This window comes from Falsiroseomonas tokyonensis (genome assembly GCF_019024325.1).
Lineage (GTDB): Bacteria > Pseudomonadota > Alphaproteobacteria > Acetobacterales > Acetobacteraceae > Falsiroseomonas > Falsiroseomonas tokyonensis.
The window spans coordinates 109,564-134,149 of the sequence record NZ_JAFNJS010000007.1; the positions used below are offsets into that span (position 1 = coordinate 109,564).

The 24,586-nt window shown below is 71.6% G+C and carries 24 protein-coding genes; 10 read left to right on the forward strand and 14 right to left on the reverse strand.

Annotated elements, in window-relative coordinates; all coding sequences use genetic code 11:
• The first annotated feature begins 5 nt into the window (after window positions 1-5).
• The 3 genes from J3S20_RS30935 (at window position 6) to J3S20_RS21910 (ending at window position 3,110) form a co-directional block, all read left to right on the forward strand.
• Window positions 6-2,378 (forward strand): mechanosensitive ion channel domain-containing protein, encoded by a 2,373-nt coding sequence (locus tag J3S20_RS30935; RefSeq protein WP_216838684.1) that lies wholly within the window; start codon window positions 6-8, stop codon window positions 2,376-2,378.
• A gap of 132 nt (window positions 2,379-2,510) precedes the next feature.
• Entirely contained in the window at window positions 2,511-2,816 is a 306-nt protein-coding gene (locus tag J3S20_RS21905; protein WP_216838685.1) for a hypothetical protein, read from the forward strand.
• A 42-nt stretch (window positions 2,817-2,858) separates the two neighbouring features.
• Window positions 2,859-3,110, forward strand: coding sequence for a hypothetical protein (locus J3S20_RS21910; protein WP_216838686.1), 252 nt, complete (start codon window positions 2,859-2,861; stop codon window positions 3,108-3,110).
• Between the two features lies 1 nt (window position 3,111).
• On the opposite strand, the gene J3S20_RS21915 is transcribed toward J3S20_RS21910, so the two are convergent.
• The gene (locus tag J3S20_RS21915) at window positions 3,112-5,337 is read right to left on the reverse strand and encodes a primosomal protein N' (RefSeq protein ID WP_216838687.1); all 2,226 of its coding nucleotides are present in this window, start codon (window positions 5,335-5,337) and stop codon (window positions 3,112-3,114) included.
• A gap of 98 nt (window positions 5,338-5,435) precedes the next feature.
• Between J3S20_RS21915 and fsa the strand changes: the two genes are divergently transcribed.
• The 3 genes from fsa to J3S20_RS21930 are packed head-to-tail and all read left to right on the forward strand — an operon-like array spanning window position 5,436 to window position 7,734.
• Window positions 5,436-6,092, forward strand: coding sequence for a fructose-6-phosphate aldolase (gene fsa, locus J3S20_RS21920; RefSeq protein WP_216838688.1), 657 nt, complete (start codon window positions 5,436-5,438; stop codon window positions 6,090-6,092).
• A complete protein-coding gene (locus tag J3S20_RS21925) occupies window positions 6,089-6,799 on the forward strand; it encodes a DUF484 family protein (protein ID WP_216838689.1) in 711 nt (236 codons plus the stop codon). Before fsa ends, J3S20_RS21925 begins: the two co-directional genes overlap by 4 nt.
• Window positions 6,800-6,801: 2 nt before the next feature.
• On the forward strand, window positions 6,802-7,734 hold the full coding sequence (locus tag J3S20_RS21930; protein WP_216838690.1) for a tyrosine recombinase XerC: 933 nt from the start codon (window positions 6,802-6,804) through the stop codon (window positions 7,732-7,734).
• 42 nt (window positions 7,735-7,776) lie between these two features.
• Here J3S20_RS21930 and J3S20_RS21935 read toward each other — a convergent pair whose 3' ends face one another.
• The 4 genes from J3S20_RS21935 to lpdA all read right to left on the reverse strand — a co-directional run bounded on the left by J3S20_RS21935 (window position 7,777) and on the right by lpdA (window position 11,514).
• On the reverse strand, window positions 7,777-8,313 hold the full coding sequence (locus J3S20_RS21935; RefSeq protein ID WP_216838691.1) for a DUF4142 domain-containing protein: 537 nt from the start codon (window positions 8,311-8,313) through the stop codon (window positions 7,777-7,779).
• Window positions 8,314-8,405: 92 nt separating this feature from the next.
• The gene (locus J3S20_RS21940) at window positions 8,406-8,696 is read right to left on the reverse strand and encodes a hypothetical protein (protein ID WP_216838692.1); all 291 of its coding nucleotides are present in this window, start codon (window positions 8,694-8,696) and stop codon (window positions 8,406-8,408) included.
• A gap of 58 nt (window positions 8,697-8,754) precedes the next feature.
• Complete coding sequence (locus tag J3S20_RS21945; protein WP_216838693.1) at window positions 8,755-9,834, reverse strand: DNA adenine methylase; 1,080 nt, start codon at window positions 9,832-9,834, stop codon at window positions 8,755-8,757.
• A 255-nt stretch (window positions 9,835-10,089) separates the two neighbouring features.
• A complete protein-coding gene (gene lpdA, locus J3S20_RS21950; RefSeq protein ID WP_379793697.1) occupies window positions 10,090-11,514 on the reverse strand; it encodes a dihydrolipoyl dehydrogenase in 1,425 nt (474 codons plus the stop codon).
• 90 nt (window positions 11,515-11,604) lie between these two features.
• Between lpdA and J3S20_RS21955 the strand changes: the two genes are divergently transcribed.
• Complete coding sequence (locus J3S20_RS21955; RefSeq protein ID WP_216838695.1) at window positions 11,605-12,462, forward strand: AraC family transcriptional regulator; 858 nt, start codon at window positions 11,605-11,607, stop codon at window positions 12,460-12,462.
• A gap of 3 nt (window positions 12,463-12,465) precedes the next feature.
• Here J3S20_RS21955 and J3S20_RS21960 read toward each other — a convergent pair whose 3' ends face one another.
• The 6 genes from J3S20_RS21960 to J3S20_RS21985 all read right to left on the reverse strand — a co-directional run bounded on the left by J3S20_RS21960 (window position 12,466) and on the right by J3S20_RS21985 (window position 19,319).
• A complete protein-coding gene (locus J3S20_RS21960; RefSeq protein WP_216838696.1) occupies window positions 12,466-13,866 on the reverse strand; it encodes an amidase family protein in 1,401 nt (466 codons plus the stop codon).
• A gap of 52 nt (window positions 13,867-13,918) precedes the next feature.
• Window positions 13,919-14,695: an enoyl-CoA hydratase/isomerase family protein gene (locus J3S20_RS21965; protein ID WP_216838697.1), complete on the reverse strand. Its 777-nt coding sequence runs from the start codon at window positions 14,693-14,695 to the stop codon at window positions 13,919-13,921.
• Window positions 14,692-15,339 carry a 3-oxoacid CoA-transferase subunit B gene (locus J3S20_RS21970; protein WP_216838698.1) on the reverse strand — a complete coding sequence of 216 codons (648 nt, stop codon included), beginning with the start codon at window positions 15,337-15,339 and terminating at the stop codon, window positions 14,692-14,694. Before J3S20_RS21970 ends, J3S20_RS21965 begins: the two co-directional genes overlap by 4 nt.
• A 290-nt stretch (window positions 15,340-15,629) precedes the next feature.
• A complete protein-coding gene (locus J3S20_RS21975) occupies window positions 15,630-16,310 on the reverse strand; it encodes a 3-oxoacid CoA-transferase subunit A (RefSeq protein WP_216838699.1) in 681 nt (226 codons plus the stop codon).
• A 55-nt stretch (window positions 16,311-16,365) separates the two neighbouring features.
• Window positions 16,366-17,226, reverse strand: coding sequence for a MaoC/PaaZ C-terminal domain-containing protein (locus tag J3S20_RS21980; protein WP_216838700.1), 861 nt, complete (start codon window positions 17,224-17,226; stop codon window positions 16,366-16,368).
• A gap of 2 nt (window positions 17,227-17,228) precedes the next feature.
• Window positions 17,229-19,319, reverse strand: coding sequence for an acetate--CoA ligase family protein (locus tag J3S20_RS21985; protein ID WP_246603150.1), 2,091 nt, complete (start codon window positions 19,317-19,319; stop codon window positions 17,229-17,231).
• Between the two features lie 308 nt (window positions 19,320-19,627).
• On the opposite strand from J3S20_RS21985, the gene J3S20_RS21990 reads away from it, so the two are divergent.
• Window positions 19,628-20,056 carry a hypothetical protein gene (locus tag J3S20_RS21990; protein WP_216838702.1) on the forward strand — a complete coding sequence of 143 codons (429 nt, stop codon included), beginning with the start codon at window positions 19,628-19,630 and terminating at the stop codon, window positions 20,054-20,056.
• Window positions 20,057-20,062: 6 nt separating this feature from the next.
• Here the strand turns inward: J3S20_RS21990 and J3S20_RS21995 are convergent, their stop codons facing one another.
• The 3 genes from J3S20_RS21995 to J3S20_RS31160 all read right to left on the reverse strand — a co-directional run bounded on the left by J3S20_RS21995 (window position 20,063) and on the right by J3S20_RS31160 (window position 22,690).
• Entirely contained in the window at window positions 20,063-20,335 is a 273-nt protein-coding gene (locus J3S20_RS21995) for a hypothetical protein (protein WP_216838703.1), read from the reverse strand.
• Between the two features lie 208 nt (window positions 20,336-20,543).
• Window positions 20,544-21,179, reverse strand: a complete 636-nt coding sequence (locus tag J3S20_RS22000) for an acetyltransferase (RefSeq protein ID WP_216838704.1) — start codon at window positions 21,177-21,179, stop codon at window positions 20,544-20,546.
• 2 nt (window positions 21,180-21,181) lie between these two features.
• Window positions 21,182-22,690, reverse strand: a complete 1,509-nt coding sequence (locus tag J3S20_RS31160) for a lytic transglycosylase domain-containing protein (RefSeq protein WP_343215275.1) — start codon at window positions 22,688-22,690, stop codon at window positions 21,182-21,184.
• Window positions 22,691-23,068: 378 nt separating this feature from the next.
• On the opposite strand from J3S20_RS31160, the gene J3S20_RS22010 reads away from it, so the two are divergent.
• Together J3S20_RS22010 and J3S20_RS22015 are read left to right on the forward strand one after the other, a co-directional pair.
• Window positions 23,069-23,674, forward strand: coding sequence for a glycine zipper 2TM domain-containing protein (locus tag J3S20_RS22010; protein WP_246603151.1), 606 nt, complete (start codon window positions 23,069-23,071; stop codon window positions 23,672-23,674).
• Between the two features lie 63 nt (window positions 23,675-23,737).
• Window positions 23,738-24,580, forward strand: a complete 843-nt coding sequence (locus J3S20_RS22015) for an ABC transporter permease (protein WP_216838706.1) — start codon at window positions 23,738-23,740, stop codon at window positions 24,578-24,580.
• Window positions 24,581-24,586: the final 6 nt, after the last annotated feature.

The following is a 24,586-nucleotide window of genomic DNA, read 5'->3' on the forward strand; positions in this document are numbered from 1 at the left end:
CCCGCATGCGCCATCTCCTCCATCTCCTGCCGGTCCTGGTGCTGCTGTTCGGCGGCACCGCCTTCGGCCAGACGGCCGCACCCGCCGCCCCCCGGGCTGCGACACCCGCCGCGACACCTGCCGCCGCCCCCGCCCCGTCGGAACTGGAGCGGCTGCTGTCCACGCTGCGCAATGACGCCGCACGGGCCGATCTGCTGCGCAACCTGGAGACGCTGCTGGCCGCCCAGCGCAGCGCCGCGCCCCCCGCCGCCAGCGGCACGGCGCCCGCCACCCCCGCCCCTGCCGCCCCCGCGCCCGCCGCCGCGCCCGCGCCGGATGCCGCCCCGCCGGCCGCCGCCCCTGCCGCGGATCTGCTGGCGCCCAATACGCTCGGCGCGCAGCTGCTGACCGGTGCCTCCCAGCGGCTGCAGAGCTTCTCCGAAAGCCTGGTGGCGGCGGCGGAGGCGGCGACCGACCTGCCCTCCCTCGCCCGCTGGGCGTCGGACTTCGCGCGCGACCCGGTCACCCAGACCCGCGTCATCGATGCCGCCTGGAAACTGGCCCTGCTCTTCGCCGCCGGCCTGCTGGCCGAATGGCTGACGCGGCGCGGCCTGCGGCGCTGGTCGGACAGGCTCGATGCCCTGGCGCCAGAGAACGGCGATGCCTGGACCTGGATGCGCCGGGTACCGCTGGTGCTGGCCCGCCTGATCCTGGACCTGGTGCCGCTGGCCGCCTTCGCCGTCATCTCCTACGGCATGATCAGCGCGGTGCGGCCGCTGCCGACCACGGAACTGGTCCTGCTGCTGGCGAACAATGCCTATCTGGCGCTGCGCGCCATCATGGCGCTGTCGCGCATGCTGTTCTCCCCGGCGTCGAGCCATCTGCGCCTGGTGCCCTGCCAGGACGAGACGGCGGCCTATGTCACCGTCTGGGTCCGGCGCATCGTGGCGGTGGCCATCGCCGGCTTCGCGGTGGCCGAGGCCGGGCTGCAATTCGGCCTGCCCTGGGCCGCCTATGACGGCGTGCTGCGGCTTTCGGCGCTGATCGTCTCCCTGCTGCTGATCATCGTCATCCTGCAGAACCGCGCCGCCATGGCCGACCTTCTGCGCGCGCCCGAGCTGAAGCCCGGCGACCAGCCGGACCGCATGCGGCGCCTGCTGCGCATGCTGCGCGACCGCCTGGCGGAGGTCTGGCACGTCCTCGCCATCCTTTGGCTGATCGCGCTCTGGGGCGTCTGGGCGCTGGAGGTGCGCGACGGCTTCGAACGGCTGCTGCGCGTGTCCCTGGTCACGCTGGCCATCTTCGGCATCGCCAAGCTGGTGGATGAGCTGGCGCGGCGGGCCATCACGCGCGGCTTCAGCATCGGGCCGGACCTGGCGCGCCGCTATCCGGGGCTGGAAGCGCGGGCCAATCGCTACGTGCCGGTGCTGAAGGGCATCCTCAGCGCTCTGATCATGATCGTCACCCTGCTGTTCCTGCTGGAAGCCTGGGGCGTCTCGGCCTTCGCCTGGTTCCGCCGCGGCCAGCTCGGCGCCCGGCTGCTGGCCTCCCTGGTCTCGATCGGGCTGACCGTCGCGGTGGCGGTCACGGTCTGGGAAGTGGCCAATGCCGCCATCCAGCGCTACCTGGTGCGCCTGTCGCGGGACGCGCAGGCGGCGCGATCGGCGCGGGTGCGGACGCTGATGCCGATGCTGCGCACCCTGCTGTCCGGCACCATCCTGGTCTTCGTGGCGCTGAACGTGCTGACCGAGATCGGCATCAACGTGGCACCCCTGATCGCCGGTGCCGGTGTCATCGGCCTGGCCATCGGCTTCGGGTCCCAGACCCTGGTGCGGGACGTCATCACCGGCATCTTCCTGCTGTTCGAGGATGCCGTGGCGGTGGGCGACGTGGTCTCGGTGGGCGGGCTTTCGGGGGTGGTGGAACAGCTGTCCATCCGCTCCATCAAGCTGCGGGCGCAGGACGGCTCGATCCACATCATCCCCTTCAGCGCCGTCACCACGGTGACCAACATGACGCGCGACTTCTCCTTCGCCGTGCTCGATGTCAGCGTCGGCTATGGCGAGGACACCGACCGGGTTGTGGAGGTGATGAAGGAGGTGGCGGCCGATATCCGCGCCGATCCGAAATTCGCCCCGATCGTGCGCGACGAGCTGGAGGTGCTGGGCGTCGAGCGGCTGGCTGATTCCGGCGTGCTGATCCGCGCCCGCATCAAGGGCGAGCCGATGGCGCGCTGGAGCATCGGCCGTGAGTTCAACCGCCGCATCAAGCAGCGCTTCGACCAGCTGGGCATCGAGATCCCCTATCCGCACCAGAAGCTGGTCATCGACCGCCAGCAGGCCCGCCACCCCGCGGAGGACTTCCCCGAGGGCCAGGAAGGCGCTAAAGCGAAGGCGTGACGACCTTCCGGATCCTCACGGGCCGAATTACCGGCCCGGCCGCCTGACCCGATCCCCCCGCGGGGGGATGGGCGCATGCGCGGCCGGGTGCCTGCACGGTTCTTCGCCAGCCCGATCCGGAGTTTTCTAAAGATGTCCTTCTACGATCCCGAGCCGCTTTGCGCGGCGCGTTTCACCGTCACGGCCGATGCCGAGCCCGGCCTGCTGCCGCGCATCCTGGAGCCCTTTGCCAAGCGCGACCTGATCCCCGATGTCGTGCGGGCCTCGCGGGAGGGGGAGCTGATCCGCGCGGAGGTGGCGCTGCAGGCCATGCCGCTCTGCATGGTGCATCTGGTGGCGGGCAATCTCGGCCAGATCATCGGCGTGCGGCGGGTGGAGGCGATGGAAGGCCGCGTGGTGCGCCCCCCTTCGCTGGTCGAGATGGCAACGGCCGCGTGATCGGCGCCACCGATTGAACCAGGGGGGTGGCAGGGCGATATCATGGCCATCATGCAATACCTCCTCGCCTTGCTCGTCCCGCCGCTGGCGATCCTGTTCGCCGGCAAGCCCTTCCAGGCCGTGTTCAACGGGCTGCTGTGGATCGGCGGCCTGCTGTTCATCCTGCTGCCCTTCGTCGCCGGCCAGGCGGCCTGGGGCATTGCGGTGATCTGGGCGCTGGCCGTGGTGCACGGCCGCCGCAGCGAGGCGCGCGACCGGCAGCTGGTCGAGGACGCGCTGCGCCGGCGGGGGTGAGCTACATGAACCCCACCGGGTCCACATCCACCTGGACCCGAACGGAGTTCGGCAGCACCACCCGGTCCAGCCACTCCCGGATCAGCGGCTGCACTTGCACATCTTTCCGGGCCTTCAGCAGCAGCCGCCGCCGGTGACGGCCGCGAAGTAGCGCGAGCGGCGCCGGCGCCGGCCCCAAAACCTCCACCCCCTCGCCTCGCGGCGCCGCCAGGCCCAGGTCGCGGGCGGCGCGGTCGGCCTCCCGCTCATCCTCCGAACTCACCACCAGCGCCGCCAGCCGGCCGAAGGGCGGCCAATGCCCGGGCCGGCGTCCCTCGGCCTCGGCTTGCATGAATGCGTCGAAATCGCCGGAGACGAGGGCCTGCATCACCGGGTGGTCCGGGTTGAAGGTCTGCATCAGCACCCGCCCCGGCGCCTCCGCCCGCCCGGCCCGACCCGCCACCTGGTGCAGCAGTTGCAGCGTGCGCTCCGCCGCCCGCAGGTCGCCGCCGGCCAGGCCGAGGTCGGCATCCACCACCCCCACCAGCGTCAGCCCCGGAAAATGCCAGCCCTTGGCGACAATCTGGGTGCCGATGATGAGGTCCACCTGCCGGTCCGAGATCGCCGCCGCCGCCGCCGCGGCCGCGGCCGGGCCGGGGATGGTGTCGCTGGCCATGACGATGCGGCGGGCATCGGGGAACAGCGCGGTGGCTTCCTCCACCACCCGCTCCACCCCCGGCCCCACGGGGGTCAGTGTGCCGGGCGCGCTGCATTCGGGGCAGATGGGCGGGATCGGCTCGGCATGGCCGCAATGGTGGCATTGCAGGCGTTTCTGGGCGCGGTGCTCCACCAGCCAGGCGGTGCAGTTCGGGCAGCGCATGCGGTGGCCGCAGGCGCGACAGAGGGTCAGCGGCGCGTAGCCGCGGCGGTTGAGGAAGAGCATCGCCTGCTCCCCCCGCGCCAGCGTGTCCCGGATCGCCTCCACCAGCGGCGGCGCCAGGAAGCGGCCGCGCTCGGGCGGTGTCTTGCGCAGGTCCAACGCCTCCACCACCGCCATGCCGGCGGCGCCGTGGCGCTCGGGCAGGTCGAGGTGGCGGTAGCGGCCGGATTCCACATTGGTCAGGGTCTCGAGCGAGGGTGTGGCGGAAACCAGCACCACGCTCGCCTGGGCCAGCCGGGCGCGCACCACGGCCATGTCGCGGGCGTGATAGACCACGCCTTCCTCCTGCTTGAAGGCGGTCTCGTGCTCCTCATCCACCACGATCAGGCCGAGATCGGGGAAGGGCAGGAACAGGGCGGAGCGTGCGCCGACCAGCACGCCCACACCCCCCTCCGCCACCGCCCGCCAGGTCTTTGCCCGGGTCTTGGCGCCCAGTTCGGAGTGCCACAGCGCCGGGTCCACCCCGAAACGCTTGCGGAAACGCTCCAGCCACTGGGCCGAAAGGGCAATCTCCGGCAGCAGCACCAGTGCCTGGCGGCCCTGGCGCAGGCATTCGGCCACGGCATCCAGATAGACCTCGGTCTTGCCGGAGCCGGTGACGCCGGTCAGCAAGGTCACGCCGAATTCCCGCGCCTCCACCTGCGCCCGCAGCGCCGCCGCCGCCGCCGCCTGTTCCGCGCCGAGCACCGGGCCGGGATGGTCCGGATCGGGTGGGGCGAAGGCGGCGCCCTCGGGCAGCAGCGCCGGCACCAGCATCCCGGCATCGGCCAGGCCGCGCACCACGGCGGGGGAAACCCCGGCGGCGGCGGCGATTTCCGCGCCCATGCGTACCTCCCCCGGCCGCAGCACCGCCAGCACCCGGGCGCGGCCGGGCGTCACGCGCCTGGGCGGTTCGGCGTTGGAAAGCTGCCAGCCGGCGCGGGCCGGCGGCGGTTCCAGCCCGCCCGGGCTGCTCATGGCCATGCGCAGCACGGCGCCGGGCGGGCTCAGCGTATAGGCGGCGACCCAGGTGACGAAGCGGCGCAGCGTCTCCGTCATCGGCGGCGCATCCATCACGCCCAGCACGTCGCGCAGCTTCTTCTCCGGCAGGTCAGGGTCCGCCACCCCGTCCCAGGCCACCCCCACCAGCTGCCGCCCGCCCAGCGGCACCACCACGAAATCGCCGGGCTCCACCGCCAGGCCCTGCGGAATGCGGTAGTCATAGGCCCCGGCCGCCAGGGGAAGGGGCAGCAGCACACGGATTCGTGGCCTGGAAGCCACGCCTGATGGTTGGTTCGACTCCGACGACTTCCACCCGGGCGGGCGCATGCTATAAGCTCCGAGACGAACGAAACCGAAACAAACTGTCGCGGAATGTGATTGCGAAGCCTGTTTCGCACGCGCCGCCGACAAGGGAACCGAGCCTGATGAAATTCTTCGTGGATACCGCCGATGTGGCCGAGATCCGGGCCCTGGCGGAATCCGGCCTGGTCGATGGCGTCACCACCAACCCGAGCCTGATCGCCAAGTCCGGACGCAAGATGTCGGAGGTGATCGCCGAGATCTGCGCCATCACCGAGGGCCCGGTCAGCGCCGAGGTCACCGCCACCGATTTCGCCGGCATGCTGGCCGAGGGCAAGTACCTGCGCGGCATCGCCAAGAACGTCGCCGTGAAGGTGCCGCTGACGGAGGCCGGGCTACGCACCTGCCGCGCCCTGTCGCAGGAAGGCACGCCGGTCAATGTCACGCTGTGCTTCTCCGCCGCCCAGGCCCTGCTGGCGGCCAAGGCCGGCGCGGCCTTCATCTCCCCCTTCGTCGGGCGGCTGGACGACATCGCCCATGACGGCATGACGCTGATCGGCGACATCGTCCAGATCTACCGCAACTACCCGGGCATCAAGACCGAGGTGCTGGTGGCCTCCGTCCGCCATCCCGTCCACCTGGTGCAGTCGGCCAAGCTCGGCGCCCATGTGGCCACCCTGCCGCCGGCGGTGATCCGCCAGTTGCTGAAGCACCCGCTGACCGATAGCGGTCTGTCCGCCTTCCTCGCCGACTGGGCCAAGACGGGGCAAAGCATCCTGTGAGCCAGAACGCCGCGACCATCCTCGACTGTGGACTCGATCCGACGGCCGAGGAGGTCGCGGCGTATCTGCGCGACCACCCGGATTTCCTGCTCCACCGGCCGGAGCTCTACCGCACCCTGCTGCCGCCGCGGCGCCTGCATGGGGACAACCTGACCGACCACATGGCGGCCATGATCCTGGCCGAACGCGCCCGCACCCGCGCGCTGGAGGCCGAGGTGCAGGCGGCCATCGAGGATGGCCGCGCCGGCGCCACGCTGGTGATGCGCGTGCGCCTCGCCGTGCTGGCCCTGATGCGCGCCCGCGACGTGGTGGAGACGGTGAGCCAGGAACTGCCCGCGCTGATGCGGGTGGAAAGCTGCACCCTGCTGATGGAACCCGCCCCGCTGCCCGCCAGCCGGACCGCCGACCGCAGCTTCGCCGGCTTCCGCCGCGCCGGCATCCTGCCCCTGCCCGCCGGCGCCGTTTCCCGCCTCGTCGGCCGCGGGCGGGATGCGCGAGTGCGGACGGAGGTCACCGAGGCCCTGATGCTGCATGCCGAGGCCGCCGGCCTGGTTTCGCGCGACGCCCTGGTGCGGGTGCCGCTGACCTGCGGCACGCCCTGCCTGCTCGCCCTCGGCGCGCGGGAGGCCGCGGCCCTGCCGACCCGGCAGACCACGACAACGCTGGCCTTCCTGGGGCGCACCGTGGCCGCGGCGCTGTCGCGCTGACGATGACGGGTGAGCAGGCCCTGGCCGGCTGGCTCGCCACCCTGGCCAGCGAGCGCCGCGCCAGCCCGCATACGGTGGAGGCCTACCAGGCCGACCTGTCGCTGTTCCTTGGCTTCCTGACCCGGCATCTGGGGGAGGAGCCGGATGTGGCGGCACTCGGCGCCCTGCGCCCGGCCGATATCCGCGCCTTCCTGGCGTTCCGGGCGCGCGAGGGGGATGGCAACACCACCCGCGCCCGGCGGCTGGCCGCGCTGCGCGGCTTCCTGCGGCACCTGGCGCGGCGGCACGGGCAGCCGGTTACCGCCATCTCCGGCCTGCGCGGGCCGCGTGCCGCCAAGCCGGTGCCGCGGGCGCTTTCGGCAGAGGAAGCTCGGGAGGTCGCCTCCGGCATCGGCGCGGTGCACGACCCCGATCGCGCGCAGCAGCCGCGCATGCAGGCGGCGCGGGATGTGGCGCTGTTCACCCTGCTCTATGGCTGCGGGCTGCGCATTGCGGAGGCGCTGGCGCTGGATGTGCAGGATGCGCCGCGCCCCGGCCAGCAGGGCGCGCTGCGCGTCACCGGCAAGGGCGACAAGCAGCGGCTTGTCCCGGTGCTGCCGGCGGTGCGCCAGGCGATGGGCGAATGGCTGGCCGAACACCCGGATCCGCGGCCGGAGGCGCCGCTTTTCGTCGGCGCCCGCGGCGCGCGGCTGGACCCCGGCGTGGCGCAGCGTTCGGTGCGCAACTGGCGCCGCCTGGCCGGCCTGCCGGAACATGCGACGCCGCATGCGCTGCGCCATTCCTTCGCCACCCATCTGCTGGGCGGCGGGGCGGATCTGCGCGCGATCCAGGAATTGCTGGGCCATGCCAGCCTTTCCACCACGCAGCGCTACACAAGCGTGGATGCCGCCGCGCTGCTGGAGACCTGGCGGGCCGCCCATCCCCGCGCCGATTGACGGGGGGCGGATCGAGGGGGCCGGGGCCCCCTTCCCGCGGCCTTATTGCGGACGCGGCGCCTGCAGCGCCTGGGCCCGCTGCAGATGCATGCGGATGGCCGGCAGGTGCTTGGCGGCGAAGGCCTTCAGCGCCGGAACCTCGCCGTTCTGGGCATAGGATTCGTACAGCGTCGCGGCGTCCTGATGCGCCTCGACCTGCATCTGCACATACCAGCGGTTCAGCTCGTCGCCCTCATAGCCGCGCAGCGTCGCAAGCTTCGCCTGCATCCGGTCGTCGCCCGTGGCGGGCGTGCGGGTGGAGGCCTCCGGCAGCGCGCGCAGCTCGGTCGACATGGCGGTATGCGCCGTGACCATGTCCTGCGCGAACTGGCGGATCTGCGGATGCGTGCTTTTCTCCAGCAGGTACTGGCTCGACTGGATCTCGAAGTTGTTGGCGATGGTGGCGCGCTCGACGAAGACATTGGCGCCGATGCTGGTGCTGCTCAGCAGGTCCAGCACCGCGGTCGGGCGGTCCTGCGCCATCAGGGCGGTGGCGGGCAGCAGCATGGCGCCGGCAAGGAAAAGGCTGCGTCGGTTCATCGAGGTCTCCTGGCGTTGTTGGCTTCTGCACAGGAAACGTGGCAGGCCCGGACGGGTTGCGCCGGAGACGGTGACAGACCTGGGGGCGGCGCTCAGCGCCTGAAGATGCGGCGGTAGCCGCCCCGCAGGCGCTGCATGGTGCTGTCGGCGCGCAGGATCATGCGCGTTTCCATCACCTCCACCTTCGCCACCGTCTGCGGCCAGCGGGAATCCGCCCAGGCCAGGCCGCGATGCGCCCAGAAATACTGGTGGCGCAGGATGAAAAGCCCGAGGGCGAAGAACACCACGCCGGGCAGGATCGGCAGCAGCCCGCCGAGCGGGCTGATCGCGATCAGCGACCAGCCGGCGCATTTGCGCCGGAAGGAGGGGCGGTATTCCATCATGGGCGGCAGATGGTCCTGCCGTAGCCGGCATGCAACGCCGCCCGGCATCGCCCATCCCTCAAACGGCCTCAGGCAGCCGGACGGCCACCGCGCGATAATCCTGGTCCCGCGGCAGGTCCAGGCGCCGGTCGCTGGCGACATAGAGCCGCTCCATGGTCGCCTCCGGGCCCGGCGTGCCCACCTTCTCCCCCCGCGCATTGTGGATGCCGAGGCGGGTGCCGGCATAGCGGCGGTGCGGCACCTCCAGCACATGCAGGAAGCCGCGCCCGGCCAGCATCCGCTCCAGCTCCGCCCGCGCGAGAAAACCCTCGGCGCCGAAGGAGACCACCAGGGTGCGGGCGCGGAGGCTGCCGATCAGCCGGGCGAAGGCGGGGCCGATGCCGGCGCGGCTGTTGAAGGGGCTGCGATGGATCCTGCAGGCCGCCCGTTTCTGGGCGCGGCCATAGGTCTGCGGCCGGTCCCAGCGCACCAGCGTCTCCCACAGGTGGTAGTTGGAGAGATAGGCGTGCTGGTCATAAGGCGGGTCGAGATAGGCGACATCGCAATCGATCGACCCCGCCAGCGCCAGCGCATCCTCCCCCAGGGCCAGGCAGGGGCCGGAGGCAGGCTGCGGCAGCAGTTCCGGCAGGCGCAGCGCCAGCGGCTTCAGCGCCCGCGGCGCCAGTTCCCGCATGAAGGACATCTGGTGGCCGGCGCAGCTATCGACCCGGTCCGCCGCCTGGACCAGGGCGGTCAGCAGCACGGCGCGCAGCTCCGGCTCCGGGTCCAGCCGCTCCACCGCCTGCCGCATCGCCTCCAGCCGGGCGGCATTCACCGGGTGCAGGTAGCGGGCGGTCTCGGCATAGGTGGCGGTGAACCAGCCGGGGGCGGGCGGCAGGTGCGACAGATCCGCGAGCAGCTTTTCCGCGCGCCGGCCCCAATGCTCGGTATCGGCCTGAACCAGGCCGCAGGCCAGAGTCCGGGCGAATTCCAGCTCGTCATTCGCCACCACGCGCCAGCCGGCCGCCTTCAGGGCATGGGCGACGCGGGCGGAGCCGGAGAACAGATCTGCCACCACCGCCCGGTCCCCGGCCGCGGCCCCCACAGCCCGCAGGATCTGCGGCAACAACCCGCGCTTCGACCCCAGGTATTTTATCATGCTGCCGCGGTCTGGCGGCGAAGGGGGCCGCCCCCCTCCCGCGCGGTAGGCCAGCCGGGAGGTTCAGGAACGTCCTGCAAGTCGAGCGCTCCCACACACCCCACGCTGGCGGCGCGGCACGCGCCGAGGCCGCGAATGCGGCCCGCGCCCAAACCATCCTCCCCACCCGCGCGCCAGTGCACCGGCGCGCAAGGCAAGCGGCCGTAGGCCGCGCCCGTCACGCCTCCGGCGTGCCTGGGCTACGCTTGAGGGCTACTAAATATGCAAAGCCCGGCCGCCGACGGCCAGCGCGGCTTCCTTCACCGCCTCGTTCAGCGAGGGATGGGCATGGCTGGTGCGGGCCACATCCTCCGCGCTCGCGCCGAATTCCATGGCCACCGCGATCTCCGCGATCAGCGTGCCGGCATCGGCGCCCAGGATATGCGCGCCGAGGATCCGGTCCGTGGTCTTGTCCGCCAGGATCTTCACGAAGCCGTCCACATCGCCCATGGCGCGGGCCCGGCCATTCGCCGTGAAGGGGAACTTGCCGACGCTATAGGCGGCGCCGCGAGCCTTCAGCTGCTCCTCGGTCTCGCCGATGCTGGCCACTTCCGGCCAAGTGTAGACCACGCCCGGAATGGCATTGTAGTTCACATGGCCATGCTGGCCGGCCAGGATCTCGGCCGCGGCCACGCCCTCCTCCTCCGCCTTGTGCGCCAGCATGGCGCCGGCGATGGCGTCGCCGATGGCGTAGATGCCCGGGACATTGGTGGCGAAATGCGCGTCGGTGACGACGCGGCCGCGCGCATCCGTCGCGACGCCGATCTCGGCCAGGCCGAGGCCCGCGGTATAGGCGCGGCGGCCGATCGCCAGCAGGACGACATCGGCCTTCACCGTCTCCGCCGCCCCACCGGCGGCGGGCTCGATGGTGAGCGTCACGCCGTCCTTGCCCTTCTGCGCGGCGGTGACCTTGGACTTCAGCTTGAACTTGATGCCCTGCTTGGCCAGCACGCGCTCGAACTGCTTGCCGAGTTCGGCATCCATGGTCGGCACCAGCCGATCGAGGAATTCCACCACCGTCACCTCGGCGCCGAGGCGCCGCCAGACGCTGCCGAGTTCCAGCCCGATGACGCCGCCGCCGATCACCACCAGGTGGCCGGGTACCTTCTCCAGCTCCAGCGCGCCGGTGGAGGTGACGATCTGCTTCTCATCCACCTCGACGCCGGCCAGCGGCATGCTTTCGCTGCCCGTGGCGATGACGATGTTCTTCGCCGCATAGGTGGTCTCGCCCACCTTCACCTGGCCGGGGGCGGGGATGGAGGCCTCGCCCTTCAGCCAGGTCACCTTGTTCTTCTTGAACAGGAATTCCACGCCCTTGACGTTGGCGGAGACGACCTCGCCCTTGCGGGCCTGCATGCGCGCCAGGTCGATCTTCACGCCTTCGACGATCACGCCATGGTCGGCCAGCTTGTGCTTGGTTTCCTCGAAATGCTCGGAGGAATGCAGCAGCGCCTTGGAGGGGATGCAGCCGACATTCAGGCAGGTGCCGCCCAGCGTCGCCCGCTTCTCCACGCAGGCCACCTTCATGCCGAGCTGCGCCGCGCGGATGGCGCAGACATAGCCGCCGGGACCGGCGCCGATGACGATGAGGTCGAAGCTTTCGGACATGTAGAAGGATCCTGCGAATGCTGGCCGGACCATAGCCCGCGCCGCGCGGGGTGCAAGTTCGGCGAAGCCCGCAAGCGCGATCAAGCGGCGCTGGGGCAGGATGCTGGCGCAGAGGGAACCCGCATGGCCGCAAAGCTTCTCACCCGGCAGGATTACGGACGGCGCATCGCCCGCGCCATCGCGCTGATCGCCGCCGATCCGGCGCGGCCGCCGAGCCTGGAGGCGATGGCCGAGGCCGCCGCCTTCAGCCCCTTCCACTTCCACCGCATCTACCGCGAGCTGACCGGCGAGACCCCCGCCGAGACCCTGGCGCGGGAGCGCCTGTCCCGCGCCGCGGCGATGCTGGTGCGGCAAGGGCTGCCGGTGGCCGCCGTGGCGAAGCGCTGCGGCTATGGCTCCGCCGCCGCCTTCACCCGCGCCTTCCGCGCCGCCTATGGCGTGCCGCCCGCCGCCTATCGCGACGGCGGCGGCATCGGCGCCCCCCTGCCCCCACCCGCCCCGGAGGAGACCGGCATGTTCGAGGTGACCATCCGCGAGGAGCCCGCCTTGCGCCTGGCGGCCCTGCCGCATCGCGGCAAGTATGAGGCGATCGGCACGGTCTATGACCGGCTGATGGCCTGGGCCGGGGCGCGCGGCCTGATGACGCCGGAGGCGCGCTTCATCGCGCTGTATCACGACGACCCGCATTCGGTGCCGGAGAAGGATCTGCGGTCCGAGGCCGGGATGACGGTGCCGCCGGGCGTGGAAGCCAGCGAGGGGGTCCGCATCCTGGACCTGCCGGCCACGCGCCTGGCCGTGCTGGTCTTCAGGGGCCCCTATGCGGAGCTGGAGGGCGCCTATACCTGGCTCTACCGGCAATGGCTGCCGCAGAGCGGAGAGGAGCCGGCCGACCAGCCGGCGCGGGAGGACTACCTGAACGACCCGCGCAGCCTGCCGCCCAGCGAATGGCTGACCGCGGTGATGCTGCCGCTGCGATCCTGACGCCTACCCTGCGAAGGGGTCCACCGGGCTGGCCGGCACGCCAGCGGCCTCGATCACCTCGGCGGCAGCGAACAGAATATCCTCGCGGTAGCGGCCGGCCAGAAGCTGAGCGCCCACCGGCACGCGGCCGACCAGGCCGGTGGTGACCACCAGGCCGGGCAGGCCCATCAGCGGCAGGCCCACCTGGGTCAGCTGCGCCTCCATCACCTGGCGGAAGCGCGCCGGGCTGCTGACATCGTCCTGGTCCGGGAAGGGCAGCTCGGCCGAGACGGGCGTGATGGCCACCGGATAACGCTCGAAGAAGGCCATCCAGGCGCGGACGAAGCCCGCCCGCTTCTGCAGCCCGTCCATGAAGGCGTTGAGGTCCGGCTCCGGGCACAGCGCCTCCATCTGCGCCAGTACGAAATCCGCATCCGGATCGGCCTCCTGCCGATAGGCGGCATTGGCGCCGCGGCGGCTTTCGGCCAGCCAGAGCATGGCCTGGATCGAGGCCGGCTCGCGCAGCGGCGGGCAGTCCACCTCTTCCACCACCCAGCCATCCGCTTCCAGCCGCCGGGCGGCATCGCGCAGCGCCGCCTCCACCTCCGGCACCGTGGCCAGGCCTTCGGGGCGGATGCAGAGCGCGGCGCGTTTTTCCACCGGCGGGCCGGCATGGGCGGCCTCGACCCACCAGGGGTCCCGCACATCCCGCTGGCTCATGGCCGCGAAGGACAGGCGCAGGTCGGCGATGGTACGCGCGATGGGGCCGGAGACAGCCATCAACTGCCCGCCGACATGCCGCTCCGCCCCCGAGGCATTCCAGGCCGGAATCCGCCCGAGCGTCGGCCGCAGCCCATGCACGCCGCAGGCATAGGCCGGGTAGCGGATGGAGCCGCCGATATCCGTGCCATGCCCCACCGCGCCGATGCCCGCCGCCACCGCCGCGGCCGCGCCGCCTGAGGACCCGCCCGGCGTGATGCCTGGGTCCCGCGGGTTCTTCGTATGCCCATGGATCCCGTTGCGGCAGAACCAGCGCAGCGAAAAGGCCGGCGTATTGGTGCGCCCCAGCAGCACCACCCCGGCCTTGCGGAAATTCGCCACCACCGGATTGTCCTGCTTCGCCACCAGGTTCTTCTGGATGCGCAGGCCATTCGTCGTGGCATAGCCGGTCTGGTCGACATTGACCTTGATGGTGACCGGCACGCCCGCCATCGGGCCGGGATCCTCGCCGCGCGCCAGCGCCGCGTCGATCACCGCGGCCTGACCCAGCACATCCTCCGGCCGGTGATCCACCACGGCGTTGATGGCGGGATTGGCGGCATCGAGCCGCGCCAGCGCGTCCCGCGCGACCTCCGCCGCACTCACCTGCCGGCTTCGCACCAGCGCCGCGATCTCGGTGGCCGGCAGGCGCCAGTATTCGGTCATCGCGGAACATCCCCTTGCGTCGCCATCAGGCTGCGGCGCGAGGGGGAAACGGTCAACCGCCGCCGAAGACCGGCTCGCGCTTGGCCATGAAGGCGTCCCGCCCCTCGGCATGATCCGCCGAGAGGAAGCACATGGTCTGCCAGTCCCGCTCGCGCTCCAGCGCCGCATCCAGCCCCTCGGCCAGCATGCGCTTGGTCAGGGCGATCGGCAGGGCGGCCTGGGCGGCCAAGCCGCGCGCGATGTCCTGCGCGGCTTCCAGCGCCGTGCCCTTCGGCACCACGCGATCCACCAGGCCGATGCGCTCCGCCTCGGCGGCGTTCATCGGTTCGGCATAGAAAAGCACCTGCCGCGCGCGCGCCACGCCGATGCGCGCCGGCAAAGTGAAGGGCAGGCCGAGATCGGCCATGAGCCCGACCTTGTTGAAGCCCGCCATGAAGCGCGCCTCGGCCGAGGCCACGATGGTGTCGCTCGCACAGGCCACCGAGAGCCCGGCGCCCACGCACCACCCCTCGACGGCCGCCACGATCGGCAGCCGCCCGCCGACCATCAGGCGGATGATGCGATGCGTGCGCCGCATCCTCTCCCGCCCCTGCTCGGCATCCCGCACATCCATGCCCGAGATATCGCCACCCGAGCAGAAGGTCCCGCCCGAGCCCGTGACCACCACCGCGCGCACCGAGACATCGCCCTGCGCCGCCTCCAGCGCCTCGAACAACTGCTCCCGCAGCGGCACGGACAAGGCATTGCGCCGCGCCGGATTGTCCAGCGTCAGCGTCAGCACGCCACCCTCGCGCGCCTGGACCACGCGCATCACCGGAGCCTCGCTCATGCGTCGGTGTGCAGCACGGCGCCGGTCTGCGCCTGCAACTCCGCGAAGGACATGCCCTCCGCCAGGATCTCCCGCAGCACGAAGCCGCGGCCCTGCACCACATCCACAACGGCCAGGTTGGTATAGACCCGCTGCACCGCCCCCGGCGCCGTCAGCGGATAGCCGCAGCTCTCCACCAGCTTCGGCCGGCCATCCTTCGTCGTGTGGTCCATCACCACCCACAGCCGCTTGGCCCCCGCGGCGAGGTCCATCGCGCCACCCACCGCCGGCGCCGAGTCATTCTCGCTCGTCGCCCAATTCGCGATGTCGCCATTCGACGCGACCTCGAACGCCCCCAGCACGCACAAATCGATGTGCCCGCCCCGAATCATCCCGAAACTGTCCGCGTGATGGAAAAAGCTGCCCCCCGGCCGCAGCGTGACCTGCTGCTTGCCGGCATTCACCAGCCAGGCATTCCCCTTGCCCGGCTCCGGCGCCGGACCCATCCCCAAAATGCCATTCTCGGAATGCAGGATCACCTCCCGCTCCACCGGCACATGATCCGCCACCATGGTCGGAATCCCGATCCCGAGATTGACAAACCACCCCTCCGGAATGTCCCGCGCCACCCGCGCCGCCATCCCCTGCCGCGTCACACCCGCCATCAGCTCGCCTCCAATCGGATCGTCCAGAGGACACGCGCGTGCCCTTTGGGTTGCGCTGGATGATTCGCAGGGGGACGCTGTCCCCCTGCACCCCCTGCCAAGGGGCAGTGGCCCCTTGGAACCCTTCGATTCATGAGGGGAGATGGAGAGGGGCCAGCGGGGCCGCTGGATCGGCGGGCGCTCCGGCCCCTCTCCATCTCCCCTCAAGGTCCCGTGGTCCAGGAGGCCACTGCCTCCTGGCGGGGAGGGTGCGGGAGGGGCAGAGCCCCTCCTGCGAAACCACCCAACCGCTACACCCAAGGCGCGCCGCGTTCCACCTGGACGACGCGTTGGACGAAGATGCCGGGGGTGTGGACGTGGTCGGGGCTGATCTCGCCGAGGTCCAGGATGTGGTGGGTTTGGGCCACGGTGAGGGTGGCGGCCATGGCCATGACCGGGTTGAAGTTCCGGCCGGATTCTCGGTAGGTCAGGTTGCCCCAGCGGTCGGCTTGCCAGGCTTCGATCAGGGCGACGTCGCCGGGCAGGGCGTGTTCAAGGATGTGTTCGCGGCCGTTGAAGACGCGGCTTTCCTTGCCCTGGGCGAGTTTGGTGCCGGCGCCTGTCGGCGTGAAGAAGGCGGGGATGCCGGCGCCGGCGGCGCGCATGCGTTCGGCGAGGGTGCCTTGCGGGACGATCTCGAGCTCGAGTTTGCCGGCGCGGTAGAGCTCCTCGAAGACGGTGGAGCCGGCGGAGCGCGGGAAGGAGCAGATGATCTTCCGGACGCGGCCTTCCATCATCAGCCGGGCCAAGCCCACCTTGCCGGCGCCGGCGTTGTTGGCGACGACGGTGAGGTCGCGTGCGCCCTGTTCCAGCAGGCCTTCGATGAGTTCGTCGGGCTGGCCGACGGCGCCGAAGCCGCCCATCAGCACGGTGGCGCCGTCCTTCACGCCTTCCAGGGATTCGGCGATCGACTGGACGATCTTGTTGATCATATCCGCCCTCAATTTGCGCGGTGTCAGGTAACCGGCTTGGTGGTGTGCGTCCAGCTTACCGGCTGCGGAAGGCGCCGTGGCTGATGACGGTGATCTCTCGTTCCACGACCTTGGCGCGGAAGGCGGCGCCGGTGGGGGTACGCCAGATTTCGGTACGGATAGTCTCGCCCGGGAAGACGGGCGCGGAGAAGCGGCATTCCATGCGGCCGAAGCGGTCCGGGTTGTGGTCGCAGATGGTTGCGAGCAGGGCGCGGCCGACCACGCCGAAGGTGCCGAGGCCGTGCAGGATGGGGCGCGGAAAGCCGGCCTTGGCGGCGAGCGCCGGGTCGCTGTGCAGCGGGTTGTGGTCGCCGTTCAGGCGATAGAGCAGCGCCATTTCGGGCCGCGTCGGCAGGTCCAGCGTGATCTCGGGCACGGTGTCGGGCTCCGCCGCCAGGCGTTTGACGGGGCCATCGGGACCGCCGAAGCCGCCATCGCCACGCAGGAAGGTGGTGTTCTCCACCGTGGCCAGCTTGGCGCCCGTGGACTCGTCGATGATGTCGCGCGCGGTGTAGAGCAGCGCGCCCTTGCCGGCGCCGCGATCCACCAGGCCGGTGACGCGGGATTTGCCGACCACCGTGCCGCTGGTCGGCAGGGGCGCGAAAAGCTCCACGGCCTGTTCGCCGGCCACCAGCTTCACGGCGTCCACGCCGGTGGCGGGGTCCGCCAGCCAAAAGCCGGGATAGCCGAGCACCACCGCCATGGTCGGCAGCGCGCGCATGGCCGGGCCTTCGGTGACGTAGCGCAGCGCCTCGGCGTCCATCGGGTCCTGGCCGAGACCCAGCGACAGGGCATAGAGGGAAGAGTCCTGCCAGCGGAGGTCCTGCCGGATTTCCGGGATCGGGAAGTGCAGCAGCGTCTGATAGTCGATCGGCATGGTCAGTCCGTGAGTTCGAGAACGGCGTCGGCGGCGAAGGCGCCCTGCCCTTCCGGCAGCACCAGCAGCGGGTTGATTTCGGCCGAGGCCAGGCGCGGCCCGGCCGCCGCGCCGAAACGGGACAGGGCGACGAGCGCCTGCGCCAGCGCCGCCACATCGGCCTTCGGCTTGCCGCGCGCGCCATCCAGCAGCGGAAAGCCGCGCAGCGACCGGATCATCGCCTCCGCCTGCGCCGCATCCACCGGGCAGCGGCGGAAGGCGACATCGGCAAAGATCTCGATGAAGACGCCGCCGAGGCCCACCATCGCCATCGGCCCGAAGACGGGGTCACGCACCACGCCGAGCGCAATTTCCGTCCCGCCCACCACCTGCCTGGCAATCAGCACGCCGTCGATGCGGGCATTCGGGGCATGGGCGCGGGCGCGCTGCTTCAGCAGCGCAAAACCCTCGCGCACTGCCGCGGCATGGCCGAGGTTCAGCAGCACGCCGCCGATCTCCGACTTGTGCAGGATATCCGGCGACAGGATCTTGGCGACCACCGGATAGCCGATGGCCTCCGCGGCATTCACCGCATCCTCGGCGCTCTGGCAGGCGGCTTCCGGCACCAGGGGGATGCCGGCAGCTTCCAGGATGCGCTTGGCATCGGCCTCATTGGGCGAGACCGCAGGCAGCGGGATTTCGGCCAGGTCCTCGGCGGCGGCCGGCGCTTCGGCGAAGGCGGCGCCGAAGCGGCCCATGGCGGCCAGGGCGACCACGGCGCGGGACGGGTCCTCCATGCACAAGAAGCCGTCGGCTTCCCATTCCCGCACCCGCTCCAGGGGCGCGAGGATGGACAGCAGAAAAATGCGGTCGGGATGGGCGTCCAGCACCTTCTTCAGCTCGGCCCGCAGCCGCGGCGCGGTCGAGGGGCTGGCGCCCCATTGGGTGAAGAAGGCGATGACGCTGGCATAGCCGCCATCGGTCACCATGCTTTCGGCGAAGGCGCCGATCACGCTCATGTCGTTGAAGGCCTGCGCGGTGCAGTCCACGGGATTGAGCGGCGAGGAGAAGGGCACCAGTTCCTTCAGCTTCTGCTGCGCCGCCTCCGGCATCGGCGGCATGGGCAGGCCCACCGCCTCCGCCGCATCGGACATCAGCACGCCGGCACCGCCGGAGATGGTGACCACGCCCAGCGAATTGCGCGCCGGAAAGATGCCGCGCTGGGCGACGTAGCAGACGTCCAGCAGTTCCTCGGTGGTGCGCGCCCGGTGCACGCCGAATTCGGCCAGCACGGCGTCCATCACCCGGTCGTCGCCGGCAATCGACGCGGTGTGGGACTGCGCCGCCGCTTGGCCGAGCGCGCTGCGCCCGACCTTCATCATCACCACCGGCTTCTTCGCGGCGCGTGCGGCCTGCAGCGCGGCGATGAAGCGCGGGCCGTTCTGGATGCCCTCGGCATAGGCGGCGATGACCTGCACCTCCTCGCTTTCCGCCATCCAGCCGATGATGTCGGACAGGCCCAGGTCGGCCTCATTGCCCGTGGTCACCAGCACCGGGGTGGCGATGCCGCGGTCCCGCGCGGCGGCGAACAGATGGCTGCCATAGGCGCCGGACTGGCTGGCGATGCCCACCCCGCCCATGCCGCGGGCGGCGGGCCGCGGCCAGCCATTCTCGAAGCTGGCGGAGAAGATGGGGAAATAGCCGAGCGTCGCATTGAACATGCCGAGGCAGTTCGGCCCCAGCAGCCGCATACCGGAGGGTCGCGCCGCCTCCAGCAGCCGCGCCTGCATCGCAGCCCCCGCCTCCCCGGTCTCCGCAAAGCCGGCGGTGAAGACGATGGCGGCGCCGCAGCCCTTGGCGCCGAGATCCGCCACCGCCTGGATCGCCGCCTCGCCGGGGATGGCCACGATCGCCGCATCCGGCGCCTGCGGCAGGGCCGCGACGCTGGCGAAGGCCGGCACGCCCTGCACCGTCGCCCGGTTCGGGTTCACCGGCATCAGCGCGCCCTCCCGACCCTGGGCAAAACCCTGGGAGAGCATATAGGCTAGCGGCCGCCCGCCGATGCGGGTGGCGTCGTCGGAAGCACCGACCACGGCGACGGAGCGCGGCCGCAACAGCCGATCGAGATCCCGGAATGCCAGCGACGCCTCCCCTGAGCAGCGGTCGGCAAATTGCGGGAGGCCGGGGGGCGCGGCAAGACCCGCCCCCCTTGCGGCATCGTGATGCCGACCGCGCGGCATCCCGGCGCGGTCCTGACGCGCCCCCCCAAAACCCGCCGGAAACATGGATCTTCGGGGCGCGGAGGCGGCCCGGCGCCGCAGGCCGGCCACCGCCCGATCCGCCCCACCCGGCCCAGGCGCGGGTTGATCGCCCGAGGCGCTGCCTCATCTGCCTCAAGAGGACGTAGCAGGAGACAGTCTGGATGCGCGGCACCTTCTTGGCGGCCACCCTTGCCCTTGCGGCCCTGCCGGGCTTGGCCCTGGCGCAGGAATTCGACAGCGGCTGGCGGCGCATCGCGCCGGGCGACCTGGTGAACCTGGAGCTGAACGGCGGCGGCGTGCGGCTAAACAACTTCGTGGTGGCGCCCGCCGGTGCGCAGCGGGAGGGGGAGACGCTGGTGAACTACACCTTCTCCGCCACCGCCCTGAAGCAGGTGGAGGGGCGGCGCAGCGTGCGGGTGGAGCTGGTGGGCGTGACGGAGGAGCGCATGCCCACCATCACATCCTCGCTCGTCTTCAATATCTCGGCACGGGAGCCGAACCGGACCTCGATGGACCAGCACCGCTTCGTCGCGCTCCCGGCGGATATCGCGGCGACGGAGGCCTATATGGTGCGGGTGGTGGTGCCCTGACCTGACTCAGCCGATCAGCAGGCCGAGCATCACCATCGCCGCCAGCAGGACCCCACCGGCCAGCAGGGCCGTCACCAGGCTGCTGCGGGCCCCGGAGCCGCTCTCCTCCTCATCCCAGCCCGAGGAGACGGTGGGGTAGTGCGGGCGCGACAGCCCCGCGCCGCCATCCGTGGCGGGCGGCGCGGCCCGGGGCGGCAGCATCCCCTCGGCGAGTTCCGCCGGAGGGCGCAGGCCCAGCAGGCCACGCGGATCATCGGGATTTTCGATGCGGGTCGTCATGGGGGACAGTATTTCCCCCCCGGAAGGACCCGGCCACCATCCCTGGGTCGCACAGCCCGGTTTTTTCGACAGCCGGACGCGGGAGGCCGGGGGGCTGCGGACAACCCTGCCGCCGCCCGTCCCATTCTTCCAAAGCCTGGCCGCTAGATCCGGCCCGGCCGTCGCCCACCGCGTGCAGGGGCGGGGTCGACGATGCAACCGTCGCGGTTCATTCAGGCAAGGGCCTGGCCGGCACGCCGCCCACTCGGGCCCCATCGGCGATCGGCCCGCCCAGCGCCGCGCCGGGTGCGACCAGCACCCCCGCCCCCAGCGCCACCCCCGGCCGCACCACGGCCGCCGCCGCGACCAGGCTGCGGGCCCCGACCGTGACGCCGCCGCAGAGCACCGCGCCAGGGCCCAGATGCACCGCATCCTCCAGCCGGCATTCGTGCTCCACGATGGCGCCCGTATTCACCAGCACTAGCCGTCCCAGCCGCGCCTGCGGCCCCACCACCGCGCGTGCCATCACCTGACAGCCGGCCCCGATCATGGCGCTGGGCGAGACGATGGCGGAGGGATGCAGCACCACCGGCAGGCCGAAGCCCGCCGATTCGGCCAGGGCGCCGAGTCGCGCGCGGGCTTGATTGTCACCCACCGCCACCGCCGCCTCCGCCAGCCCCTGGCGGCGCAGTTCCGGCAGCTTGTCGGTGGTGCCGAGCACGGCGCAGCCCAGCAGCGGGCCGCGCGGCGCGCCATCATCCAGCAGCCCGGCCACGGGCCGGCCCATGGCGCGCAGCGCCTCGATCACCACCAGGGCGTGCCCGCCCGCGCCGATGACCAGCACCGGCGCCGGCAGGGGGCGCATGGTCAGACGCCGGGCGCCACCACGATGCAGGCGCTGCGCATGCGCTCGCAGGCCTGCTCGGCGGCGGCGCGGTCCGCCAGCCCCTGCACGCGCGCCCGGTAGAGCGTGGTACGGCCCTGCGGCGCGGGCTGCACCAGGGTGCGGGTGCCGGAGGCGCCGATACGATCCCGCGCCTGACCGGCCGCGGCGCGGGCCAGGTTCTCGGAGGCGAAGGCGCCGACCTGCACCGCCCAGCCACCGCCGCCGGCCGGTGCCGCCGCCGCCGCCGGGCGGGCCGGCAGCGTGCTGGCCTGCGCCTGCGGGATGAAGGAGAAGCCGCTGCGGGCGGGCGAGGCCGCCAGGCCCGGCGGATCGACGCGCACGAAGGGCAGGCTGGTCGGCGCGGCCGGCTGCAGGGCGGCCAAAGCGGGGGCGAGCTGGCGCGGCGCCGGGTCCCGCGTGATCCCCGCCTGGGCCAGGCGGCTGCTGGGCGCCGGCGGCGGCGGGGCCGCCATGGCCGGGGGGACGACCAGCGGTTCCGCCTGGATGCTGCCGGGGTCGCCCGGGCTCACCACCGGGTCCATCCGCGCCATCTGCACGCTCGGCTGCGCACCCGTCTGCTGGTAGCTGGCGAAGCTGCTGCCCAGGCTGGATGCGGCGGCCGGCTGGCTGTCGCCGGGGCTCGAGATCGGCTCCATCCGGGTCTGGAAATCGCCCAGGCTGGCGACCGGCGCCATGGCGACGACCATGCCCTGCGGCGCCGCGGCCGAGGCCTGGCTGACGATGACGCCCCCGGCCGAGGCCAGCTGCGTCGGCGCCGGCGTATAGGCCTGGGTCGAGCCATCCGGAATCGGGTCCATCCGCACCACCGGGCCCGGCGGCAGGCTGGCCACCTGCACGCCCGGATCCACCGCGCGGCGCTGGTCGCGCAGCGCCAGCATGGTTGCGGTATCGCCGCGGCGCGGGCCGGCCGGGATGCTCAACGGGATTTCGGCGGCGGCATAGATTTCCGGCGCCGCGCGGCGATTTGGATGCGCGCCCTGGATGCGCGGGCCGATGCGGGCGACGTAGTTGCGCGTCTCCGCCGGCAGGCCGCGGCCGCCCCAGAGGTAGTCCTCCAGCCGCCGCGGGCCGGCGTTGTAGGCGGCCAGGAAGCCCGGCGCGCCATACAGCTCATACATCTCCCGCAGATAGGCTGTGCCGGCCATCAGGCTGTCCCAGGGATGATAGGGATCGGAGCCGAGACCGTACTTCGCCTGCAATTCGCGATAGGTGCCGGGCATCACCTGCATCAGCCCCATGGCGCCGACGCGGGAAGTGGCGGAAACCCGCCCGCCCGATTCCTGGCGCATCACCTCGCGGATCCAGCGCTCCGGAATGTCGAATCGCTGCGAGGCCTGGCTGATATAGGGGCCCCAGGGATCATGCGAGGGACCCGGCGGGTCGTAGCTGGAAGGCCGTGCCCATTGGGAATTGGAGACGCTGGCCGTGGTGACCGGCCGCTGGGTGGTCTGGCCGCAGGCGGCAAGCATTCCCAGAAGCAGGCAGGCAGCCAGGGGCCGTCCTGCAGCGCTGAACCGGTTCATGCCAGGCTCTCCGTCGGTTGCGGGTGCCGATCCCCGAGGCCTGCCCCCCCGGCCGTGGCATCGCCCCCAAAGCGATGCCCGGCCCAGGCCAACCCCGACTTCCGTCCCGTCGTTCAAGTCTGCTCGCAAGTCCTAGAGCCAATTGCCTAACCCATTGCGACCGGCCGAGGCAAGGACGAGATCATGGCGGCGAGGCGGGCTCGTTGCCCTCATCGCGCCATCGTGGTGGAACAGCTTGTGGTTCATACCCATCTCTGGCGCCGCGGCACGAAGCCGCGGCCCTGATGCGGCTTCGGCCGCCGATACCGCTCCGAGGATGTTCCGATGCGCCTGACCAAAAGGCTGATGTCCCAAAGGCTGATGTCCCAAAGGCTGATCCCGGCCGTGGCGGCCCTGGCCCTGGTGGCCACCCTGCCCGCCTGCGCCCCGACCCAGACCGGCAACACGGTCTCCGCCCGCTCGCTCGGCTCCGCCGCCTCTGTTTCCTACGGCACCATCGTCGGCAGCCGGCCGGTGCAGGTGGCGGGCGGCGGCAGCGGAGTCGGCACGGTGGGTGGCGCGGTGGCGGGCGGCATCGCCGGCAGTTTCATCGGCGGCGATACCCGCTCCAACCTACTGGCGGGCCTCGGCGGCGCGCTGCTGGGCGGCCTGGCGGGCAGCGCGGTGGAAGGTGGGCTGACCCGCGGCACCGCGATCGAGTTCATCGTGCGCGAGGACAATGGCGGCGATATCGCCGTGGTGCAGACGAATGAGGAAGGGCTGCAGGCCGGCGACCGGGTGGTCATCTCCCGCTCCGACCGCGTCCGGCTGTCCCGTGCCGCGGGCGGGCCGCCTCCCCAGGGCTATGCACCCCAGGGGTATGCCCCGCAGGGTTATGCCCCCCAGGGAGGTTATTCGACGCCGCAGGGCTATGGGGTGAACCCTAAGTAAGGAGCCGGCCCGGCCGCGCGCCGCCACTGGCCCGGCGCTTTCGGCCGGGCTATGAGCCGCCGCATGCTCGACCAAACCGCCGCGCCGATCCCGGCCTATCACGTCGATGCGGCGGACCCGCAGCGCCTGCGCAAGGCGCTCGAGGACCTCCGGCTCGGCGTCAGCCGCTGGCGCCTGGCCTCCAGCCTCGCCTGGCTGGATATCCGCAACCGCTACCGCGGCTCGGTGCTCGGCCCCTTCTGGCTGACGCTGTCTACCGGCGCCATGCTGCTCGGCCTCGGCCTGCTCTATTCGGCGCTGTTCCAGATGTCGCTGCGGGAGTACCTGCCGCACCTGGCCGTCAGCCTGGTGATCTGGAACGCCATCAGCCAGATGGTGAACGACGCCACCACCAGCCTGACCTCCTCCGAAGGCATCATCCGGCAATTGCCGCTGCCCTATACCGTGCACGCGCTGCGCTGCGTGATGCGCAACGGCATCATCGCGGCGCACAATTTCCCGCTGATCCTGGTGATCTTCCTGATCTGCGGCCACCTGCCGGGGCCGGAGGCGCTGCTGGCCATACCGGGCTTCCTGCTGATCGCGATCAATTCGGTGGCCGTGGCGCTGTTCCTCGGCATGGTTTGCGCGCGCTTCCGCGACATCGGGCCGATCGTCGGCAGCACCATGCAGCTGGCCTTCTTCCTGACACCCATCCTGTGGAAGCCGAGGCTGCTCGGGCATTGGGAGGCCTGGATGCCGCTGAACCCCTTCTATGCGATCCTGGAGACGGTGCGCGGCCCGCTGGTGGAAGGCGGCGGGCCGCCGCTCGCCTGGCTGGCGGCGGTGCTCTACACCCTGGCCACCGTGACCATCGCCGCGGCCTTCTTCGTGCGCTTCCGCGGCCGCGTGGCCTTCTGGGTCTGAGGGGGC

Coding starts and splice junctions, on each gene's coding strand:
- J3S20_RS21960 (WP_216838696.1), bottom strand. CDS start 13,866: ATGACCGAATACTGGCGCCTGCCGGCCACCGAGATCGCGGCGCTGGTG.
- fsa (WP_216838688.1), top strand. CDS start 5,436: ATGAAATTCTTCGTGGATACCGCCGATGTGGCCGAGATCCGGGCCCTG.
- J3S20_RS21995 (WP_216838703.1), bottom strand. CDS start 20,335: ATGACGACCCGCATCGAAAATCCCGATGATCCGCGTGGCCTGCTGGGC.
- J3S20_RS21940 (WP_216838692.1), bottom strand. CDS start 8,696: ATGATGGAATACCGCCCCTCCTTCCGGCGCAAATGCGCCGGCTGGTCG.
- J3S20_RS21975 (WP_216838699.1), bottom strand. CDS start 16,310: ATGATCAACAAGATCGTCCAGTCGATCGCCGAATCCCTGGAAGGCGTG.
- J3S20_RS21930 (WP_216838690.1), top strand. CDS start 6,802: ATGACGGGTGAGCAGGCCCTGGCCGGCTGGCTCGCCACCCTGGCCAGC.
- J3S20_RS21910 (WP_216838686.1), top strand. CDS start 2,859: ATGGCCATCATGCAATACCTCCTCGCCTTGCTCGTCCCGCCGCTGGCG.
- J3S20_RS31160 (WP_343215275.1), bottom strand. CDS start 22,690: ATGCTTGCCGCCTGCGGCCAGACCACCCAGCGGCCGGTCACCACGGCC.
- J3S20_RS21935 (WP_216838691.1), bottom strand. CDS start 8,313: ATGAACCGACGCAGCCTTTTCCTTGCCGGCGCCATGCTGCTGCCCGCC.
- J3S20_RS22010 (WP_246603151.1), top strand. CDS start 23,069: ATGCGCCTGACCAAAAGGCTGATGTCCCAAAGGCTGATGTCCCAAAGG.
- J3S20_RS21970 (WP_216838698.1), bottom strand. CDS start 15,339: ATGGCGGGTGTGACGCGGCAGGGGATGGCGGCGCGGGTGGCGCGGGAC.
- J3S20_RS21980 (WP_216838700.1), bottom strand. CDS start 17,226: ATGCCGATCGACTATCAGACGCTGCTGCACTTCCCGATCCCGGAAATC.
- J3S20_RS21990 (WP_216838702.1), top strand. CDS start 19,628: ATGCGCGGCACCTTCTTGGCGGCCACCCTTGCCCTTGCGGCCCTGCCG.
- J3S20_RS21965 (WP_216838697.1), bottom strand. CDS start 14,695: ATGAGCGAGGCTCCGGTGATGCGCGTGGTCCAGGCGCGCGAGGGTGGC.
- J3S20_RS22015 (WP_216838706.1), top strand. CDS start 23,738: ATGCTCGACCAAACCGCCGCGCCGATCCCGGCCTATCACGTCGATGCG.
- J3S20_RS30935 (WP_216838684.1), top strand. CDS start 6: ATGCGCCATCTCCTCCATCTCCTGCCGGTCCTGGTGCTGCTGTTCGGC.
- J3S20_RS21945 (WP_216838693.1), bottom strand. CDS start 9,834: ATGATAAAATACCTGGGGTCGAAGCGCGGGTTGTTGCCGCAGATCCTG.
- J3S20_RS22000 (WP_216838704.1), bottom strand. CDS start 21,179: ATGCGCCCCCTGCCGGCGCCGGTGCTGGTCATCGGCGCGGGCGGGCAC.
- lpdA (WP_379793697.1), bottom strand. CDS start 11,514: ATGGTCCGGCCAGCATTCGCAGGATCCTTCTACATGTCCGAAAGCTTC.
- J3S20_RS21905 (WP_216838685.1), top strand. CDS start 2,511: ATGTCCTTCTACGATCCCGAGCCGCTTTGCGCGGCGCGTTTCACCGTC.
- J3S20_RS21955 (WP_216838695.1), top strand. CDS start 11,605: ATGGCCGCAAAGCTTCTCACCCGGCAGGATTACGGACGGCGCATCGCC.
- J3S20_RS21915 (WP_216838687.1), bottom strand. CDS start 5,337: ATGCGCCCGCCCGGGTGGAAGTCGTCGGAGTCGAACCAACCATCAGGC.